Consider the following 20,859-nt stretch of genomic DNA (forward strand, 5'->3'; position numbering starts at 1 on the left):
CTCCTAGCAAAGGCAACCTCAAATCTGCCTTAGCTCAATAATGAGCTAAGGACTTTCCATACCGGCTTTAGAGAATCCCTGCGTATAAGGGATATCTTGATTGGATAAGGAAGATATTCAGCTAACTGATCCAGATCATCTTCAACCGTAACTTGGTCAACCTTATTTAACAAAGTAATCATAGGCTTATCCGCGCATTCCAGCTGAATTAGCACCTCTCGAACAGTTTCAGCGTGCTGAACCGCTTGCGGATGGCTTGCATCGACAACATGAATCAAAACATCGGCTTGTTTAACTTCTTCTAATGTCGCAATAAAGGCTCGCAGTAGTTGTGTCGGTAATTTCCGAATAAACCCAACCGTATCGCTCAAGAGAATTTCTAAACAAGAGTCTATTTTAATACTGCGGACAATCGGGTCTAATGTAGCAAATAGTTTGTTCTCTCCAACCGGTAAGTCTGACCGACTGCCCGCTTGTTCCATGGCCATTTTCATGAACGTGGTTTTTCCGGTATTAGTGTACCCTACTAAAGCAACAATGGGCATACCGCTTTTCGTTCTTTGGCGACGTTGAACATCTCGGTGCTGCAAGACTAGTTTTAATTCTTTATCCAACTGGTTTATGCGATCTCGCATTCTTCTGCGATCTAACTCTAATTTAGTTTCACCAGGGCCCCGCGATCCTACTCCCGCACCTAAACGCGAGAGAGCTTGTCCCTGTCCGGTCAAAAATGGCAAGAGGTGTTTAAGTTGAGCCAATTCGACTTGAAGTTTACCCTCTCGAGATTGAGCTCTCTGAGCAAAGATGTCTAAAATCAATCCGGTTCGGTCTAACACTTTTAGCCCAGTCTCCATCTCCAAGGTTCGCGATTGTGTTGGAGACAGTTCATCATCACAGATCAAAACATTGGCTTCAGTTTCCTGTAAACGATGAATTAGTTCTTCAAGTTTTCCGCTTCCAAAGTAACTGCGTGACTGACCGTAACGCCGCAGTTGGACCATTTGGCCCACTACATCCACTCCCGCAGTACGGGCTAGTTCTCGCAGTTCTTTTAAATCTTCATTGGTTTCTTGTTCACAGTCTTCCAGAGCAATTAAGAAAGCGAGTTCTTTAACTTTTTGTGACCTTTCTATCTTAGTACTGCTTCCTGATCCAATCTTTGAAAGGTCAGCAAGAGCATCATTATAGTCAAACTTATGCCAGTTTTGGGGACTTAGGTTAACAATATAAGGGTCCTTCTCCTCTGTCCGGAAGGCGATTTGAATTCCAGTAAACTTCCCCTCAAGAACTCCGACAGATGCCATGCTTTCAAGTCTAAGAGATTCCAAGGCACTATGATCTAGAGGACTCAGCTTAAAGTTCCCATTAGGATGTGTATGGATGCACCGCAGATGTTTTCCAATTGACCTGCCTTTAATAGGTGGGAGGGTTACTGTGGCATGACGACCTACAGCCGCGGCCAACAGGATACCGGCACGTGAGAGATAGATGACTATTTCTCGATTCCAAAGTTGAGTTAGGCGTATGAGCTCTTTAAGAATTTCCGGATGGATTAGTTCAGAACGTTCAGTCTTAATGTCCGCAAGTTTCTTAAGTTCTTGTAACTGACTTGCCCGAATACCGGATAAGTCTCCCGAAATATCCATATCCATATTCACAGACTACCTCGTATTCTTAGTGTAAAGTGCTATCAATAAGCACTCAATTGGTCGCGCAGTTTCTTAGAAAACTTAACTATCGCCAAGAATGGTGGATTTCCTGACTAAAAAAATCCTATAACGTTAGTAGATCTCAAAGATTTTCCAAGTTAATATCGACGGGCAAGATCTGGATGAGTTCTTCTCGGCTGGAACTTGGTTTTTGAAACAAGCGAACAGCCTGTTTTCGCACCGTTTTTTCTACGAGATTTCGTACAAGCCGAGCATTTCCGGCATAGCGGTGAGAACTTAACAAGATTTGAAGATGGAAACGGAGGGTGTCTTCAGCATCTGTTGTCAACTCATATTGCCGAGTTTTAAACATCAGTTTTCCGATAGCCAACAATTCATCGATAGTATAGTCCGGAAAATCAATATGTATGGGAAAGCGTGACCTCAGACCCGGATTAGTTTGCAAAAACCAGTCCATTTCTTGACTATAGCCAGCTAAGATTAATATAAAACTATCTTTGTTGTCTTCCATTTCTTTCACCAATACATCGATAGATTCTTTTCCAAAGTCTTTTTCTCCGCCTCGGGCTAAGGAATATGCCTCATCTACAAATAGGATTCCGCCTAAAGCCTTTTTAAGTTGCTCCCGAGTTTTTTGAGCGGTATGGCCAATATATTCACCGACCAGATCTGCGCGTTCACACTCGATTATATGTCCTTTTTGCAGAACTCCCATTTCTTTAAACAATCGCCCGACTAAACGTGCCACTGTCGTCTTGCCCGTTCCGGGATTCCCTTTGAAAATCATATGGAGTACAAGGGGTTCAGCGATGAGTTTTTCATGAGTTCTTCGTTTTTGAATTTCTACAAAGGCTTGTAAATCTCTTATGAGACGTTTTACAATGATTAATCCAATGTAAGACTCTAACTCATTCAAAATTTCAGCGACTTTGTCTTTGTTGTCCTTATCCCGGTCTTTTTCAATGGAAGCAGGATTACTTTTACGCACTCGTCCAATCCCCGCCATATCTGCTACAGGTGTATGTATTTGTTCCGTCTTGGGGGGCAAGGGAGTGTGAATAACCGGCGGTATTTGGTTGTCCGGACCAAACATTATTCTAATTGTCATAAGTACAGGCACCTCCCATCCTTACTACTATACGCAAGTAAAGATGAAAGGTGTCAGGTTAAACCTATTGTTATTATTTCCCTGTTAAACTCTTTGCATAACGTACACGAGCCGTGTGATCTAAAAATTTCTTACGAAGTCGGACGCTTTTAGGGGTGATTTCAACCAACTCATCGTCGTTAATAAACTCTAAAGATTGCTCCAAGGATAATTCTCTGGGTTTATCAAGTCGCAAAGCTTCGTCGGCTGAACTGGTACGCATATTTGTGAGTTGCTTTTTCTTGCAAACATTTACTTCAATATCTTGTTCACGTTTATTTTCCCCAACAATCATGCCTGCATATACATGCAGACCCGGGTCCACAAATAATGCGCCTCGTTCTTGAGCTGAATAAAGGCCGTAAGCGTTTGTTTCGCCCTCTTCAAAGGCAATCAGCGCTCCGCGATTTCGTCCTGGAATATCCCCCTTATAGGGTTCATAACCCAGGAACATATGACTCATCATTCCTTCTCCGCGTGTTTGAGATAAAAACTCTCCCCGGAAGCCGATCAGGCCTCGAGCCGGAATCTTAAACTCGACACGCATTTGGGTTTCCGAGAGGTTCGTCATATTCGCCATTTCAGCCTTACGCTTCCCCAGGAGTTCCATAATAGCGCCTAAAGAACTTTCATGGAGGTCACAAATTAAAAATTCCATAGGTTCGCATTTGACGCCGTCAATCATCTTATAAATAACTTCAGGTTTTGACACTTGGAGTTCGTACCCTTCGCGACGCATGTTTTCAATCAAGATTGAGAGGTGAAGTTCTCCCCTGCCGGAAACCTGAAAACTATCGGCAGAGTCAGTCTCTTCAACTCGTAAGCTGACGTTAGTCTCTACCTCTTTCCAGAGTCGCTCACGTATCTTTCGTGAGGTTACAAAAGTTCCTTCTCGTCCGGCAAAGGGGCTATTATTAACCATGAAATTCATAGACAAAGTTGGTTCGTCCACTTCAATGGTCGGTAATGCTTCCGGGCTCAATGCACAAGCAACAGTTTCCCCAATATTGGCACTGGTCAAGCCGGTAAGCGCTACGATTTCTCCGGCCGAAGCCTCAGGAACAACTTCACGCTTTAAGCCGTCATAAATCATAACTTTACCTATTTTGGTACGTTCAAAACTTTCATCTCTTTTGATTAAGGTTACATTTTCGTTTTGGTGAATTATCCCGCGAACGATACGGCCAACAACAATTTTCCCTACATAATCGTCATAGTCCAGGGTGGTAACCAGCATTTGGAAGGGTGCTTCAAGATCAACAACCGGTGCAGGAATGTTTTCTAAGATGACATTAAACAGAGGGACTAAAGAGTCTGCCAAAGCATCATGTTCAAGTCCGGCTATTCCTGTCCGGGCGGAAGCATAGACGACCGGAAAATCTAACTGCTCATCATCTGCCCCCAGCTCAATAAAGAGATCTAATACTTCGTCGACCACTTCGGCAGGGCGAGCATCAGGGCGGTCTATTTTATTAATAACAACAATCGGAACAAGCTTAAGTTCTAAAGCCTTTCGTAAAACGAAGCGTGTTTGAGGCATTGGTCCTTCAAAGGAATCAACAATGAGGAGTACCCCATTCACCATCTGTAATACCCGTTCGACCTCTCCACCGAAGTCCGCATGTCCCGGCGTGTCAATAATATTGATCTTTGTTCCTTGCCATTGTACCGCAGTGTTTTTGGATAAAATAGTAATTCCACGTTCACGCTCTAAATCATTGGAATCCATAACGCGCTCAATTACTTGTTGATTTGCTCGGAAGGTTCCACTTTGTCTTAACATAGCATCAACAAGCGTGGTTTTCCCATGATCTACGTGAGCGATAATTGCAATGTTTCTTAAATTTTGAGTTTCCATAGTTGGGCTGAATTCCTTTCTTTCACTAAATAAAAATATATCACTTTAAGATATCACAGTTGAGTACTGAATTCAAGCATGAAGAACTAAGTTCGGCAAAAAACCGAACTTAGTTCTTCATGCTTTCGGAATTATCCGTATTTAATAAGTATTATCTATTGATTCATTAAATTCCTTTAGCCGAACTTGATTCTCCGGCACTTGCTGCAGCTAAGTTAATTGGACGAATAGGCATTACGGTTGAAATAGCATGTTTATAAACCATTTGTTGTCTGCCTTCAAACTCGATAACAACGGTAAAGTTATCGAACCCTTTGATAAGTCCCTTAAGTTGAAACCCGTTAACCAAATAAATGGTAACAGGAAGGTTTTCCTTGCGTATTTGATTTAAAAAGGTATCTTGTAAATTGATGGGCGATTTGTTCATTTATTTTCCTCCATCACCTTATTTTTCTACTTCTTATCTATTTTACACGAGATTGACAAGCTCTGCAAGCCTGAACCACGGACTCCAGTATTACATTAAGATCAACTTCAAGATCATACCAACTGATTCTGGGATCTCGACGAAACCAAGTCAGCTGTCGTTTAGCAAAATGACGTGTGTCTCTCTGCAGTAAACGGAGCATTTCCCGTTGTGTCACAAGTCCTTTTAGGAACCAAATCGCGTGTCGATAACCAATACTTTGCAAAGGTTTTAAGGTTAGTGAATAACCCTCCCTCATGAGACTGAGAGTTTCATTGATTAAACCTTGGGACAACATTTCGACGCACCGTTGGTTGATACGTTCGTAGATGAGATTGCGCGGTGCAGTTAATCCAATATATACAATAGATGAATCAAGGGTTTGATATTGATCATCCTTAAATTGACGTTGACTTGATATAGTTTTACCGGTTAATTCAAAGATTTCAAGTGCTCGAGTAACTCGCAAGACATCGTTAGGGTGAAGTTGCTCAGCTGTTTCAGGATCGCGTTTCTTTAGCTCTTCATGCAATAATAAGTTTCCGTGCAGTTCTGCAAACTCATTCCATTTGAGGCGAATTTCTTCACAGCCCTGTTGCGAAAAGTCATAGGGGTCCAGCAAGGAACGTATATAAAGCCCAGTTCCACCAACTACTATCGGAACATGTCCACGGCTCCTAATCTCGTCAATTAAAGAAGTGGCCATAACTTTAAACTGTGCCGCAGTAAAGGACTCTGTAGGATCAAGAAAATCAATAAGGTGATGTGGAACGAGTTCAAGTTCTGCCCTGGATGGTTTAGCTGATCCAATGTCAAGTTTTTGATAAACTTGGACAGAATCCCCAGAAATAATTTCTCCACCGATCTTCTGGGCAAGTGCTAAACCAAGTGCTGACTTACCTATACCCGTCGGGCCAATGATTATTACAAGTGGATACACCTAACCATCTCCATCAAATTATAATTACACCATAATCAACTGGGCTGTATTTTCCACCAAGGAGTATTTCGAATCCGAGACGTTGGAATTCCGAACTGTTTTTTCGTTCTTTTAAAACAACTCTGCGTCGCGCAATGCGGCATGCTTCTAAAATCGACTTGTTTTCCAGCGGACTATGGTTTGACCAGCTGTGTAAGGGTTGAATTGAGTCAGAATTTTTACAGGTATTGCGAAACATTGGATCAAAATAGACGACATCGACAGAGTTATCTGGAATGCAACTTAAATAATCCCTGTGTTCCCCCCAGCATACTTTGATTCTTTGAGACGCTTGTGTTAAAGCGTACCATGTGTCTTGTTTATCCTTAGATGTAGAGCCAGGGATGATCTTAGCGAAATGGTTCAGTCCATCTTGTACTATGGCGGCTAAAATCGGAGACTTTTCTATCGCTTGAACCCTCCCACTTTTTCCGACAGCCCATGCCCCAATGAGTGTATCTGTTCCTAAACCCAGGGTAGCATCAATTAATGAGTCTCCGTCTTTTAACTGAGTTGCATCAAGATAACGATCATATCCACCACGCAGAAGATTCATCAGTCTAATGACAGCCATACTTGGATGAAAGGCTATTCGCGACTGCCCATTAAGCAAGAAAACTCCTCGTCTGGTAATCCTAAGCTCTGGCTGGTCCCCATTTTCGCTCCGTGCTAAGGTCCAGTTACCCCCGGGTTGCTGAAGAAACCATTCCAGTCTTTCTTGAAGTTCGGAGTCAAGATGAGTTGTCCTTATAAGGATGGGGCTTTCACTAAACATAGAGCCTCCAGTTTTTTGCGTATTTAGTAGTATACCCTTAACAACAGACAGGCAAACTCCAGATGTCTATCAATTACTAATCGCTGAAAGGCAACGAATGCTACGCTTCAGATGGATAAAAACCTCCCACGTGTTACAGTGAAAGAGAAAATACGAGTTAAAGCCTCCTGCTAAACCGAGTTTTTTAGGTACGATAAAAACGCTTTTCTAGTTCCGAACGTGTCATTGTAACCATTGTAGGCCGTCCGTGTGGACAGGTATAGGGATTTTCTGTGCGGCTGAGGCTGGCCATCAGTTGTTCCATTTCAGGCAAGCTAAGGGAGTCTTTCGCTTTAATCGATTCCTTACAGGCTAACATATAAATCCATTCTTCTAATATTTTATCAAACGTCGGCGGTGAATTTTTTAGCAACACCTCTTCAATGAATTGTCTCAGCAAATCATCGGCTTGAAATGAACCTGTTTGAACGGGTACGCCACGCAGTAAATAAGTTCGAGAGCCAAATTGCTCTATAATAAATCCCATTTCATTTAAAATCCATAAGTTTTCTATAAGGACCTGCTCTTCTTGAAGAGTAAACTCCATGGGAAGGGGTATTAAAAGGGCCTGGCTGGATTGTTCAGCTTGTCTGAACTCTCTCAGCAGTCGTTCATAGTTTACCCGTTCATGAGCCGCATGTTGATCGATCATTATAAGCACCTTACCATCTGTAGCCAAGATATAGGTGTTAAACAGTTGTGTCAATGGCCACATATGACTAAGAGATTCTGTAGATTCTGCATCAATCTGAGCGGTGGAACTTTCTTGAATGTCTAAATAATCCTTTACTGTCTCCTGATGGCGTTGATATAAATTTTTTTGATCATCCTTGGGTATTTCAAGGTTGGCCGACGCTTTAAAATCAGACACAACAGTTTCTGGAGACTTGTGAAGTATCTCGGTTTGATTAGTAAATTTGATTTGTGATTGTTCATACTCATGAGGTTTATGGGTCTGTTTAGAATGCATACCTGGTAAGCTTGGCGCTTCTGACTCACGAATGTCGATCTTTTGATAAGAGCTTGGTGACAGGGTTAAGGATTTAGAATTTTGAACCTCAGCTAAAGTTAAGGGAACCTGGGATTTAGGGGAGATTGAGGATTTAGTTTGAATTGAGGGGAAAGGTTTACTATTGATCAACCCCCGATAAACCGTTTCACGTATGAATTGGATTAAGGCTCGCTCCTCCTTAAACCGCACATCCATTTTTGTAGGATGAACATTCACATCATAATCAGAAGGAGAAACAGTTAAATGCAATACCACAACAGGATGAAGCTTTACGGGTATAAGGGTATGATACCCTTCAGCCAGAGCACGACTTAGAATTGGTGAGCGAACTATCCGTCCATTGATCATAAAAAATTGCGCTTGTTTGGAAGAACGAACCAAGTTTGGGGGGCTGATAAAACCTGCCAGATGCCATTTTTCTTGTTGTTCGTTAATGGGAATGAGTTGGCGAGCAATATCATATCCCAGAACCGTACCTATGGCTTCCCGTAAATCTCCACGTCCTGTGGTTTGTAATACGACCTGTTGAGGGTGGGTCAAGGAAAAGGAAATATCCGGATGCGCCAGGGCAATTCGTCCGATGGTATCACTAATTAAGCCAAATTCAGTTGGAGTGGATTTTAGAAATTTTAAGCGAGCAGGTGTGTTATAAAAAAGGTCGCGTACGGTCACAGAAGTTCCTACAGGACATCCGATTTCTTTAAGTTCTGCTTTTTCTCCTCCGTGAAGGGTGAGACTCAATCCGGCAGCCTCATTGACTGGTCGTGAGGAAATTTCCAAGTGGGAAACGGAAGCAATACTCGGGAGTGCTTCCCCTCTAAAGCCGAGAGTTTGCAAATGATTTAAGTCTTCGATCTGAGAAATTTTACTTGTCGCATGACGTATCACCGCCAAAGGCAAGTCTGTAATTCCGATTCCGCTGCCATCATCCCGCACCCTAATTAAAGGTACTCCGTTTCCTTCAATAGTAATATCAATGTGTTTTGCACCTGAATCTATGGAATTTTCAACTAACTCCTTAACCACAGAGGCTGGACGTTCAACGACTTCACCGGCAGAGATTTGGTTTGCAGAATGAGCATCAAGAATATGAATAACCGGTGTCAAAACTCCATCAGTCCTTCTTTCCTATTCCAAAGGTATTGTTTATCATGCAATTGATTTTGCAAGATTCCAATTGCAAAACCTTCATTTGGTTTTTGAAGATGATCCCATAGGTCGTAACCTGCTTGCTCGCAAATTGGGCAGGCTTCGAAAGGAATTCGCACCAATATTGATTTTTCTGTATATCGTCTGCTTTCAATATAGACGGTTCCGGCGCAATTACTGCACTCTCGTACGTAATCATGTCGAGTTTCTTGGAATCCTTCCGTATCATAATAAACTGAATGGGGAATGAATATCCAATTTCCCTTCGGAAAATAAGGCTTGTTTTGAATTGTGAAACTTTGCTTGACTGTTTGCTGCTGCTTTTGAAGATCTTGAATATAAGGTTTCAAGGCCGCTAAAGTTAACGTGTTACGTTTCAGTTTCTGAGGTTCACGAACATGATGGTAGTCTTCACCGGCAAGGGCAAGTAAGATGGCTAAGTTGACATATGGAAGTGCCCCTTCAATGGAATATCCCCCTTCAAGAACTGCCAAATCTGGTTGAAGGAGTTCAGTAATTCGTCCGTATCCCCTGGCAGTTAGATTCATTGAAGCCAGCGGATCGGTAAAATGGTTGTCTTGACCAGCTGAATTAATAATGATTTCCGGAGCAAACGCCTGCAAGCGCGGCAACACCCAGTTTTCCACTATGTAATGGTAGCCATCGTCACCGGTACCGGGCGGAAGTGGTATATTCAAAGTTTGATCCCAGGCATTTGGACCGCCTTTTTCATTGACGAACCCGCTTCCCGGAAAGAGTGTGCGCCCATCTTGGTGAAGGGAAATAAAGAGAACATTAGGGTCATGGTAAAAGATATCTTGAGTTCCATCTCCATGATGAACATCCGTATCCACAATAGCAATTCTCTTTTTACCGAAATGAGCTCTCAGATAGTTAACCAGAATAGCTTCATTATTTAACGAACAAAAGCCGCGATTTCCCCAAACCGTTGCTCCTGAATGATGACCTGGGGGGCGAGCCATAACGAAACCGTTGTGGATGTCACCCTTCACTTGCGCTTCCCCCAGCAGAAGTGAACTTCCGGCGGAAATAAGATGCGGGTCTAAGCTTTTAGTGTGAGCTCCGGGATTAGGAAATAACCCTTGTGTTCTAAGCACATCTTTCATAGTGGCGACACGGGGAGAAAACTGCTTAATCTGTGGCAGATCAAGAATTCCTTCTTCAAATAATTGTTCTTGGGTATAAAGGAGACGCTCCTCACGTTCCGGATGAGAGTCACCTAATGACCAATCAAAGGCAGGGAAAAATAAAATTCCAGTTCTTTTCATTCCTTTACCCTCCCGATCACACCCGGCCGTAAATGGACGGCCCCGCGGATAATTTGACCTACTGTTTGATAATTTTGGACAATGGGAAAGAAATCGAAGGGTTCTTTCTCCATATCTTGAATTTCAATTCCATAGTGTGTAGCTTGTTGTTGAACAAGAGTTTCCAGAAAACCCTCCACTTCGCGGTGAGGCCTAAGCGATCCTGTCCATTTCCCTTGTTCCCCGGTCTCTTCAACTCGATATTGTTTCATATAAGTGTCAAGATGAAGTGTACAGTCAAAGGCAGGTCTGGCCAGAGCCGCTCCAAGGGCATTAGAGACTTCCGAGAAAGCTCCCAGTTGAACCGTTGTTTTTAATCGTTTCCCCAAAGCTGTTGTGACTCCCCTGGCGCCCCCGCCACTGACTATGGTATTAAACTCCTTGTTTTCATGAGGATGAAGGACCTCCCAAACTTTGTAGGCCGGCTCCTCTTTCCACTCTCGCTTAAGTGAATCGACCGCTTCCGCAATTCGGTCAACTACCCTGTCGATAATCTCAGCAGCCAGATCATACAGAAGCTGTGGAGTTCTCTTTACAGGTGGCAATAGGGAGGCCAGTCCTTCTTCTGCCAACTGTTCATCTCCATAGTCAATAAGTTTAAGATAACGCATGGCATCAGTCGGAGTTGGTCGGTCACCCCCCAGACAGTAGGCCGCACCAAGTCGATATTCTTCTATGATAAAGCCCTGATCTTTAGTACGAATAACAGAGTCACCGCCCACTGGAATAGAGCGGACTGCAAGTGAACGTACAAGGGTTGAAAAATCCCCTATTTGAGCTCCTTTTGAACTAATTAAGGGGGCGCCGGAAAGAGTAAGACCAATATCTGTCGTAGTACCTCCAATATCGACAATAATCGATGAAGCATCCGGACTGGTTTGGGTCAGCGCAGAAAGAACACTAGCCGCCGGTCCGGAATAAATGGAATCAATCGGCCGTATCTTAGCAAGAGGCAAACTTCCGCCATCTGCTTTTAAGATGTAAATTGGAGCTTGGATGTTCCGAGCGCTTACAGCAGTTTGCAGTTGTTGAGCGAATTGTCGATATAAATCAGAAACACCCAAATTAAGGTAAGTTGTTAGACTGCGACGATAAAAATTAGCCTGTCCCCATTCATGTCCCAGGGCCAAGGTTAATGAGGGATTGTGCTCTTTCAGATAAGCAGCCAGTTGTTCCTCATGAAGTCGGTTTCGGTGGGAGAACTTTCCTACAATAGCCGCGTGAGATATATTATCTCTTAGCAAATGGAATTTCTCCCATTCTTTCTGATCGGGGGCTTCAGTTTCTCTGCCCCTAAAATCCATTTCTCCACTGAGTTCTGTGTAGCTTACTGGCCAAGGAAGAGCATCGATTTTCATCCCATTTCCCGAGAACAAAAGCAATTTAACCGGGGGAATTCGGTTTTGCAGAATCGCATTCGTTACCAGTGTAGTACTTACCGTAATTTGGTTAATCTCCTGTTCATCTGAGATCTTTAAGGTATCAAAAGCATTCATAAGGGTTTCTACTAAGTTATCAGACTGGGTGGGCACTTTAGCTGTGCATTGGATTCCACCATTGCGAAAATACACGGCATCAGTATAAGTACCTCCCACATCAATACCTACTCGATTAAACATAAGTTACCCCCTTAATCGATATTCGTGGTTCGATCTATAAGCACGAAAACCAATTTCGAACTACGACTGAAACTGAACTTGAAATATGGACTCGGTCCACTAACATGAAATCTCAACTCAGATTTCCTGTTTAGGCATTCAAACTTCGAACCACGAACTACGAGTATCCTACATGGTTTCAGCCGATTGAATTCGCTCACGTAAGTCAAAGAGATATTGAAGGGCTTGGCGTGCAGTCATATCTTCCATGGGAAGCTTCTCAATTTCTTGCAAGAGTGGATGTGTTTTGGGAACATCAAAAAGGGTAAATTGAGTGATAACCTTGGCCGGGGCTTCCTCAGTATGCACAGGTTCGGAAGCTTCTAATTCTAAAAGCAAGGATTTGGCACGCTGGATTAGTTCTTGCGGAAGACCAGCCAGACGAGCTACTTGAATACCATAACTGCGGTCTGCACGGCCAGGCAATATTTTGTGCAAAAATATGATGTCTTCCCCACGTTCCTTCACACCCACATGCAGGTTAAAAAGACCTGAAAAATCATCTTGAAGTTGAGTTAATTCATGATAATGAGTTGCAAAAAGGGTTTTAGGGTTAAACTCGGGATGTTGCACCAGGTGTTCTGTCACCGCCCATGCGATACTGAGCCCATCATAGGTAGCAGTCCCTCGTCCGATTTCATCTAAAATGATCAAGCTCTTTCGACTGGCATATTTCAGAATGTGGGCAACTTCTTGCATCTCAACCATAAAGGTGCTTTGACCGGCTGTCAAATCATCGGATGCCCCAACCCGTGTGAAAATACGGTCAACCAGTGTAATGCTGGCCTTTTTTGCTGGTACAAAAGAGCCAATATGAGCCATTAGAACAATTAAGGCGACCTGACGCATGTAGGTGGATTTTCCAGCCATATTGGGACCTGTGATGAGAGCTAAATGCTGACTTCCTGACAAATGGGTATCGTTAGGAACAAAGGCACTCTGTTCAATCATTTCTTCGACAACCGGGTGTCGGCCTTCAGTAATAAGTATCTGTCCATCAGATTTGATTTGAGGACGAACATAATGATTGCGAACTGCCACTTCTGCCAAACTAACGAAAACATCAATTTCCGCGAGTACTTGAGCAACTTGAATGATTTCTTTAGTATTGGCTCTGACCTCTTCACGAAGAGCTAATAGAAGTTCATATTCAAGATCCTTCAGCTTTTCCTCTGCACCTATGATTTTCAGCTCATATTCTTTGAGTTTGGGCGTAATGAACCTTTCGGCATTGGACAGAGTTTGCTTGCGTTGATAGTCACTGGGAACAAGATGAGCATTTGCATGTGTAATTTCAATATAATAGCCAAATATTTTATTATACCCTATCTTCAATGAACGAATTCCCGTACGTTCTCGTTCAGCATTTTCTAACTTGGCTACCCATTCTTTACCCCCCGTCGCAATCTTACGTAATTCGTCGACTTCTTTAGAATACCCAGTTTTAATAATATTCCCTTCTCGCAGAGAGAGTGGCGGATTAGGATTAATGGCATTCTGTAATTTAGTAACGAATAGATCGAGTCCTTTAAGATAAGGGACCTTGATTTTCAGAGTTTCAAAAGAACTTGACGTAAGAATCATGCAAATATCGGGAAGCAAAGCTAAAGTCTGGGTCAACGACAATAAGTCCTTTGCATTAGCAGTTCCATAGGACACTTTTCCCATTAAACGTTCGAGATCATACACTTCGGAAAGGAGTTTTTGTAAATCATTGCGATAAAAAGAATCTGCTATTAATTCTTCAACCGATTTAAGTCGTTCTTCTATTTCAACTTGCTTAAGCAAGGGCTTGTCTATCCAATGCTTTAAGAGTCTTCCACCGAAGGCTGTTTTGGTTAGGTCCAGAACGGAAATTAGTGTTCCTTTCTTACTGCCCCCTCGGAGGGATTCTGTGAGTTCCAAGTTGCGACGCGTCCATTGATCAAGAAACATCCAACGCTCGGAACGATATGTTTTGATTTCAACAATATGTGTAGGATCAACCCCTGGCATGGTCTCCAGTAAGTAGCTCCATAAACCGGCGGCAGCTTTGGCAGCTATTGAGAACTCCCGAAACAATGACTCTTGTCCTTGAAAATGATCGCGCATAGCATGACCGCCAAAAGTCTTTTGTTCGCGCACTGTACAATAATAGCCTACCCAGAGTTTAGGCTTTTTCAGCAGTTCAGGTGGCATCAGGAGTTCGGCAGGGTTAATCCTGGAAACTTCAGTCAAAAGAACATCCAGGTCAGCAGTTTGAAAAATAGCGAACTCACCTGTGGATAAATCCAGAAAAGCTAATCCCCATTGTTCATGGTAATATACACTGGCTAAATAATGATTTGAACATTCCGAGACAGACTCTGTCAGAGTGCCCGGGGAGATGATACGAATAATATCACGTTTAACAATTCCTTTAGAATCTTTAGCGTCTTCTACTTGTTCGCAAATTGCAACTTTATTGCCGGCCTTAACTAGTTTTGATAAATAATTATCTAAAGCATGATAAGGGACCCCACACATGGGGATACGCTTCCCTTCTCCTGCATCTCTTCCGGTTAAGGCAATTTGTAAAATCGGTGCTGCCACTTCAGCGTCTTCCCCGAACATTTCATAAAAATCACCTAATCGAAAAAACAGAATTGCATCCGGCGCTTTTGCTTTAATCATTTGGTATTGTTGCATCATTGGGGTAGTCATATTTGTCTTCTCCCCTTTTGGATTCATTCTAAGATCAAAAGCCAATCTCTTGAGCATAAATTAAAGAAAACTTAGCTAGCCACAAAACCACAGGCGAAGACCATGGATTGGCCTGTATCAAAAAAGGGAAGAGCTTAGCATTAGCCCTTCCCTTTCCAAAGTATCAGAGGTTTAGCAGGGATTAGTTCCCGCAACCACAGCCTCCGCTTCCGCTTCCACAACCGCCTGGATTACACCCGCCAGAATCACAGCTGTCATCACCACAGGAACAACCGTCTGATGTCCCAGCAATAGCACCAGCGAGAATAGCATTAACACTATCTAACATTTCCGTGAATTTGTCTTGCGCTTTCATATAAGCAGCAATGGAAACGTTTGCTTCTACTTTAGCTTCAATTTCATCCACTGCGTTTTTATCAGCTTCAGAAGGCTCTTCACCACTTTGTTGTACTTCCATGAACCGTTCTTGAGCTTTCTGTAATTCTGCAATTAATTGTTGGGCTGAAGGGTCAGCAGCCATTGCATCTTCCATAGTGTGTAATTCAGAAAGCTCGGAACTTCGAGCAATGGCATCCGCCAAGAGTCGGGCATTTTCAATAATTTCATTTGTCATAGTGTATTAACACCTCCGAATATTACATTCTACATAGAATAGCATGATTCCTGCTTATAAAGTACATGCTTAAACAAATTATACCCTTCTAGTCCTCAATATCCCCCACCAGGGTCCAAGTTCCGGCTTCAGTGATCTGAATATTTAACAAAGAACCGATAGATTCCGAAGGTCCATTAAAAACAACAAGTTCATTTCCGCGAGTTCGCCCGACTAAGCGCTCTGGATTCGTTCTGCTGGGGCCTTCAACAAGAATCTCATAGGTTTTACCGATCATCTGTTCACGCCATCCCAGGCTTTTGACGTTCTGAACACTCATTAGTCTCTGTAAACGTCGCTTCTTAACATCAAGAGAAATTTGATCCTCCATTTCGGCTGCAAGGGTGCCCGAACGTTTTGAATACATAAAGGTGAAGGCATGACTATAATGAATCATGTTCATTATTTCTAAGGTTTGCTCAAAATCCAGTTCGGATTCGCCTGGAAAACCAACAATTATATCTGTGGTCAAGCTTGCCTTTGGTACAATTTCATGAATCTTATTAACTCGACTTAGGTAGTATTCCCTAGTATATTTTCGATTCATGCGCTCTAAAATGAAATTACTGCCAGACTGTATGGGAAGATGAAAGTGTTCGCAAAGTTTATTCCCACCAGCGACAGTTTCAATCAGTTTATCCGATAAATCCTTAGGATGTGAAGTGATAAACCGGATTCTTAAAAGGTTTGGTATTAGATCAACATCATGAAGTAAATCCGCAAAGTCATAGACAGGAGAAAATTCCTTGCCATAGGAATTGACATTCTGACCAAGTAACGTTACTTCTCGGCATCCACTGGAGACAAGGTCTGTGATCTCTTGAATAATCTCCTCAGGTTTACGGCTTCTTTCCCTGCCACGAACGTGGGGAACAATGCAATATGAACAAAAATTATTGCACCCATACATGATATTAACATTTGCTTGCAACTTGCCTTTCTCTGCTTGAGGGGTGGATTCCAAAGGCATTTTTGGTTCTTGCCATACTTCTGCAACTTTTTCCCCTTGCTCAGCTTGATGCAGGAGAGCTGAGAAATCGTGTAAATTATGGGTTCCCGCCCAAATATCAATATGGGGAGCTCGTTTCTGCAGTCGCTCTAAGGCCCCGGGTTGCTGAACCATACAACCGCTTATAGCTATCTTTAAATTTGGATTTTTTTCCTTTAGCTTTTTTAGCTCCCCTATTTTTCCGAGTATTTTATTTTCTGCACTTTCTCTAACACAACAGGTATTTATAATCACTAAATCTGCATTGAGAAGATCATCAGAACTCGTATACCCTTCTTGTCTAGTGATCTGGGTCAATGTTTCAGCATCTCGTTCAGACATCTGACAGCCGTAGGCCAGTGTAACAACTGTCTTTTCTTTTTCCTTTTCCAAAGAATTTTTCAACTCCAAATCAACCTTTAATTCCTATCATATCATTATAATAGTTTATTAATACAAGAACAATTATTTATTAATTATGAAAGCAAAAGTATTATGCACGTTCTCTAAAGATTTTATAATTTATATGACGTGCAGAGTTATAGTTTGTTATGATTTTCTCTTCTTGAGCGCCTTACATGCCTGCGCCAATAGAGAGTTTTTTTTCTTTTATTATTTAAGGAAACAATTAAGAAAAACACGCCGGCCAGAAGTATTGTTCCAATAATCCAAGTGGAAAAAGCGGAAACTGAGGTTTTCTTATCAGGGTCTGGTTGAACCGATCTTGAGGCTACCAGAGGAAAGGTATCTAAGTGAGTTTCCCCATCGAGAATTTCCACTTGCGCAACTGCTTGGCCCTCTTCAACAGAGGGTAATTGGCTGACAGATAAGGGTGATACCTTCAGATTAAGCATCTCCTGCTGTTCGTTTAGTTTTTGGGTCATGTAGATCGGTCGATCAATTATTAGATCTACAGGCTGATCATTAACTGTAATTGAAGAAATAGCAGTTCCAGCAAGTTTAAAAGTCTTTGTCTCAAACTGAGTAAAGCCATATTCAAACATCTTTTGCATATCAGTGTAGATCTCACTTCCCGGTGACTTTAAAATCACACCAATAAGATATCGTCCGTCTTTTGTCGCAGAGGCAACAAGACAATTCTTAGCTGCTTCAGTATAACCTAGCTTGATTCCATCAATGGCAGCGTCTCGCCATAAGAGTTTATTTTGGTTTACCATTAAGACTGGAACATCCGGCTTTGATCTTGAGATAGGTTGTGTTTTCGTGCGAACAAACTCTGCAAAGATAGGATTTTGATAAGCGGTACGGGCAATAAGTGCGAGATCATGAGGGGTTGTAAGATGTCCGGTTTCAGTTAAACCCGTTGGATTAACAAAATGAGTCTGAGATGCTCCTATTTCAGTGGCACGTTGATTCATCATTTCGACAAAGTGAGGCAAGTCGTTACCGATATGCTCTGCAAGAGCAACCGCTGCATCATTGGCTGAATTTAACAAGGTCGCGTAAAGAAGGTCTTTAAAGGCCAGTGTTTCCTCAGGCTCAAGGTATATTTGTGTACCGTAAACCAGCTTATTGTTTAATATTGTATCGCTGACAGTGACAATATCGTCAAAATTTCCGTTTTCAATTGCTAAAAGTCCGGTCATGATTTTAGTGGTGCTGGCCGGAGCATACTGCTCATCTGGATTTTTCATAAAAATTGCTTGTCCAGATAATACATCAATCAAGTAGGCCCCTTCTCCGCGTACATCCGGCGGCAGAGGATTTTCGGCATAAGCAATGGGCGTAATACTTAACATAATAGAAAACGAAAGAATTAAAGTGCTTATAAATTTCAACGATGTCTGCCTCCTATAAAAAAAATATAGAGCTTGATAGCATACCTAATAGCCAAACTTATAGAAGACTTGGCTAAAACCAAATCTTCTATTAATGAAAATTATCGCGTCAAAAGGAACACTCCCATAAAGTAATTATATTATTTCCGACAAGAATAGAAAAGAGCCAGCGTTCCGGGTCCGGTATGGCTGCCAACAACACAGCCGATTTCACTAATCCAGATGTCCTTAACTTTAATGCGCTGGTGAATTTCAGTAACTAAAATCTGAGCTTCATCAAAACAAGCTGAATGTGATATTCCTATCAGTTGCTCTTCAGAATTAACAATTTCTTGTTCCATTACATCAACTAATTTGCGTATAGCCGCCCGTCGAGTACGAACTTTCGCAAAGGGCTCAATCTTTCCTTCTGGGGTAATATGCAAAACAGGTTTAACATCAAGTAATCCGCCTATATATCCTGCCGGTTTACTAACCCTTCCCCCTTTAACCAGGTATTCAAGAGTATCTAAGGTAAATACGTAGCGCATTTGTTTACGATATTCGAGAATAGTCTTTTCGGCCTCTTCCCATGACGCCCCAGATTTCAAGATGTTCAGAGTAAAAAGAGCCAACAGCCCATAGCCAAATGAAGCTCCTAAGCTATCAATTACGTGTATTCGTTCAGGATCTGAGGTCATCTCACGCATCATTCGAGCAGTCGTAACTGTTGAACTCAAACCTGAAGAAAGATGAATTGCTACCACATCGTGACCTTCGGACAAGATCTTTTCGTATGCTTCCAATAAAGTATTAGGATTTGGCTGAGATGTCTTAGGCAATTCCTTAAAGGTTTCAAATTTAGCGTAAAAGTCTTTTGTTTGTAGATCTACTCCTTCTAAGAAGGTCTTACCATCAATATTTACGGGCATAGGAACCGTAATAATGCCTGCATCATTTGCTTTGTTTAAAGGGATATCAGCCGCACTATCAACAAGTACTTTGAAGGACATGCTACACCTCCTACAAAACGATACATTAGTTTAACATAATGGTATTCTAGATGAACAAGGATTATCCTGCTATTGTCAAACAAAAAAATAATGCCCATCTTTTCGATGAGCAAAGTTTCATGATTATCAAAATTCTAAACACCTGTTAAGAACGAAATTCACCTTTGTTCAAGATGCTAACTGTTGAATGATTGCATGTTGTCCAAGGATTGCCATTAGTTTTGAAAGTTCGTGTTTCTTAACTACCCGATAATTTACGTCTTCTCCTTCAATCCACGTAACAAGAAACATACAATCCCTCCTCTTCTCATCTTGTATTATGTATACATAATACCATGAGTTAAGCAGAAACACAATCATCTATCTTAGTAGCATTATAAAATTTTCTTATCTTGGAGTAGGGAGGATAGAGGCTTGTTGTTTTTTAAATAGGGGTTGTAAACTTTGCCATATTTCGTATTTACGGACATCTGCCAGATGACCTTCTTTGTTAAGAAAAACATGAACGGTTTTGCCTTCTGTTAATAGCCTTTCATCACAATATATGAGATAAGAAAAGGTTATACTTCGGGAAGTCATAGTCTCAATTTTCGTAACTACAGTAAGCTTATCATCATAATGAGCGGGTTTACGATAACGGCAATTTGCCTCTACCACAGCCAAAGCCAGACCTTGTTTCTCAAACTCTGTATAAGGGAGGTTTAACTCTCTGAATAATTCTGATCTTCCGACCTCAAACCAAATTAGATAATTAGAATGATAGACAACTCCCATTTGATCTGTTTCAGCATAACGAACACGCAAATTAGTTTTTGAAGATATTCCCATTTAATGGCCTTCTTTCAAATAGTCTTAGAATAAATAAGTCAATAGATTTAGCTGCGATAGTAATGAATTTGTAGATATTCTGACCGCTATGTTATAATGTGCAAAAAAACTTCTGTGGCCAGCGATCAATTAAAGGAGGATCTATCCTTGAGTACTTCACCCTTGCAAATATTTATCGAACGTATTAATGAGCTGTCTCGAAAACAACGGTCTGTTGGTTTAGAAGAGTGGGAACGGGCCGAACAAGAAGCATTACGCCAAGAGTATTTATCCTTTATTCGGGAACAAGTTAAAGATACCCTAAGCAAAGTTCAAGTTGAAGAGGACACCCCTATTCAGTAATACCCACGGAGCAAGTATCGCCTTGCTCTTATTTTATGTAATTCGACAATAACGTATTTGATATCTTTGAGTAAATATTAATCCTCAGGATCTTCAGAATGTATTTGTTTTAACCAATAGGCAAATAATAAGCAGGATAGATAATCTATTTTTAAGGAGGAGGATCATCTTTGCCAGAACGAATTATTAAGTATGGAGGAGTAAAATTTCGAAATCTTGTTCCCCCTGTGAAAATAAACCGTTTTGTTAATCGTTTACCCCGTAATAAAAAAGAATCACTCTTTGAGATTGCCAGTGAGTTACAGCATGCGGGACTGATTAGAGTATTTAATGACAGGTCACACACTACAATTGATAAAGATACTATTGATAATCAAATGACGAATACAGGCAATTTTGATCACGATATCCCAGGGCTTAAACGGAAAGAAAAGGATTCATTAACCCAGCCTAAGTAGAGCTATGAAATTAATGACTGAATAAACGCGAATAGTC

The 20,859-nt window shown here is 41.7% G+C and carries 18 protein-coding genes; 2 read left to right on the plus strand and 16 right to left on the minus strand.

The features are described from left to right. Window positions 1-29: 29 nt before the first annotated feature. The 16 genes from hflX to LJE72_RS12250 all read right to left on the minus strand — a co-directional run bounded on the left by hflX (window position 30) and on the right by LJE72_RS12250 (window position 20,022). Window positions 30-1,652: a GTPase HflX gene (hflX, locus tag LJE72_RS12180; RefSeq protein WP_229247969.1), complete on the minus strand. Its 1,623-nt coding sequence runs from the start codon at window positions 1,650-1,652 to the stop codon at window positions 30-32. Between the two features lie 139 nt (window positions 1,653-1,791). Then, window positions 1,792-2,778 carry an AAA family ATPase gene (locus LJE72_RS12185; RefSeq protein WP_229247840.1) on the minus strand — a complete coding sequence of 329 codons (987 nt, stop codon included), beginning with the start codon at window positions 2,776-2,778 and terminating at the stop codon, window positions 1,792-1,794. A 73-nt stretch (window positions 2,779-2,851) separates the two neighbouring features. Continuing rightward, window positions 2,852-4,675: a translational GTPase TypA gene (gene typA, locus LJE72_RS12190; protein WP_229247841.1), complete on the minus strand. Its 1,824-nt coding sequence runs from the start codon at window positions 4,673-4,675 to the stop codon at window positions 2,852-2,854. A 166-nt stretch (window positions 4,676-4,841) separates the two neighbouring features. Next, window positions 4,842-5,102 carry an RNA chaperone Hfq gene (hfq, locus tag LJE72_RS12195; protein ID WP_229247842.1) on the minus strand — a complete coding sequence of 87 codons (261 nt, stop codon included), beginning with the start codon at window positions 5,100-5,102 and terminating at the stop codon, window positions 4,842-4,844. Between the two features lie 37 nt (window positions 5,103-5,139). Beyond that, complete coding sequence (gene miaA / locus LJE72_RS12200) at window positions 5,140-6,081, minus strand: tRNA (adenosine(37)-N6)-dimethylallyltransferase MiaA (RefSeq protein WP_229247843.1); 942 nt, start codon at window positions 6,079-6,081, stop codon at window positions 5,140-5,142. Between the two features lie 13 nt (window positions 6,082-6,094). Further along, on the minus strand, window positions 6,095-6,895 hold the full coding sequence (locus LJE72_RS12205; protein WP_229247844.1) for a class I SAM-dependent methyltransferase: 801 nt from the start codon (window positions 6,893-6,895) through the stop codon (window positions 6,095-6,097). Between the two features lie 184 nt (window positions 6,896-7,079). Beyond that, a complete protein-coding gene (gene mutL, locus LJE72_RS12210; protein WP_229247845.1) occupies window positions 7,080-9,053 on the minus strand; it encodes a DNA mismatch repair endonuclease MutL in 1,974 nt (657 codons plus the stop codon). Further along, window positions 9,050-10,384, minus strand: coding sequence for a histone deacetylase family protein (locus LJE72_RS12215; protein ID WP_229247846.1), 1,335 nt, complete (start codon window positions 10,382-10,384; stop codon window positions 9,050-9,052). The genes mutL and LJE72_RS12215 overlap by 4 nt, the downstream gene beginning before the upstream one ends. Next, window positions 10,381-12,042: a hydantoinase/oxoprolinase family protein gene (locus LJE72_RS12220; protein ID WP_229247847.1), complete on the minus strand. Its 1,662-nt coding sequence runs from the start codon at window positions 12,040-12,042 to the stop codon at window positions 10,381-10,383. Before LJE72_RS12220 ends, LJE72_RS12215 begins: the two co-directional genes overlap by 4 nt. Window positions 12,043-12,210: 168 nt before the next feature. Next, window positions 12,211-14,763, minus strand: coding sequence for a DNA mismatch repair protein MutS (gene mutS / locus LJE72_RS12225; RefSeq protein ID WP_229247848.1), 2,553 nt, complete (start codon window positions 14,761-14,763; stop codon window positions 12,211-12,213). 181 nt (window positions 14,764-14,944) lie between these two features. After that, window positions 14,945-15,376, minus strand: coding sequence for a YlbF family regulator (locus LJE72_RS12230; RefSeq protein WP_229247849.1), 432 nt, complete (start codon window positions 15,374-15,376; stop codon window positions 14,945-14,947). A gap of 88 nt (window positions 15,377-15,464) precedes the next feature. Next, window positions 15,465-16,796, minus strand: a complete 1,332-nt coding sequence (gene miaB / locus LJE72_RS12235) for a tRNA (N6-isopentenyl adenosine(37)-C2)-methylthiotransferase MiaB (protein ID WP_396390950.1) — start codon at window positions 16,794-16,796, stop codon at window positions 15,465-15,467. A 146-nt stretch (window positions 16,797-16,942) separates the two neighbouring features. Continuing rightward, window positions 16,943-18,202, minus strand: coding sequence for a D-alanyl-D-alanine carboxypeptidase family protein (locus LJE72_RS12240; protein WP_229247850.1), 1,260 nt, complete (start codon window positions 18,200-18,202; stop codon window positions 16,943-16,945). A gap of 140 nt (window positions 18,203-18,342) precedes the next feature. Next, window positions 18,343-19,194 (minus strand): DegV family protein, encoded by an 852-nt coding sequence (locus tag LJE72_RS12245; protein ID WP_229247851.1) that lies wholly within the window; start codon window positions 19,192-19,194, stop codon window positions 18,343-18,345. 168 nt (window positions 19,195-19,362) lie between these two features. Further along, entirely contained in the window at window positions 19,363-19,485 is a 123-nt protein-coding gene (locus tag LJE72_RS26265; RefSeq protein WP_282437901.1) for a hypothetical protein, read from the minus strand. 96 nt (window positions 19,486-19,581) lie between these two features. After that, the gene (locus tag LJE72_RS12250) at window positions 19,582-20,022 is read right to left on the minus strand and encodes an acyl-CoA thioesterase (RefSeq protein WP_229247852.1); all 441 of its coding nucleotides are present in this window, start codon (window positions 20,020-20,022) and stop codon (window positions 19,582-19,584) included. A 147-nt stretch (window positions 20,023-20,169) separates the two neighbouring features. Between LJE72_RS12250 and LJE72_RS12255 the strand changes: the two genes are divergently transcribed. Continuing rightward, the gene (locus LJE72_RS12255; protein ID WP_229247853.1) at window positions 20,170-20,364 is read left to right on the plus strand and encodes a DUF896 domain-containing protein; all 195 of its coding nucleotides are present in this window, start codon (window positions 20,170-20,172) and stop codon (window positions 20,362-20,364) included. A 170-nt stretch (window positions 20,365-20,534) separates the two neighbouring features. Then, complete coding sequence (locus tag LJE72_RS12260; protein ID WP_229247854.1) at window positions 20,535-20,822, plus strand: hypothetical protein; 288 nt, start codon at window positions 20,535-20,537, stop codon at window positions 20,820-20,822. Window positions 20,823-20,859 lie beyond the last annotated feature (37 nt).

Origin of the sequence: Desulfosporosinus shakirovi, from assembly GCF_020595055.1 — a bacterium.
GTDB classification, from domain to species: domain Bacteria; phylum Bacillota; class Desulfitobacteriia; order Desulfitobacteriales; family Desulfitobacteriaceae; genus Desulfosporosinus; species Desulfosporosinus shakirovi.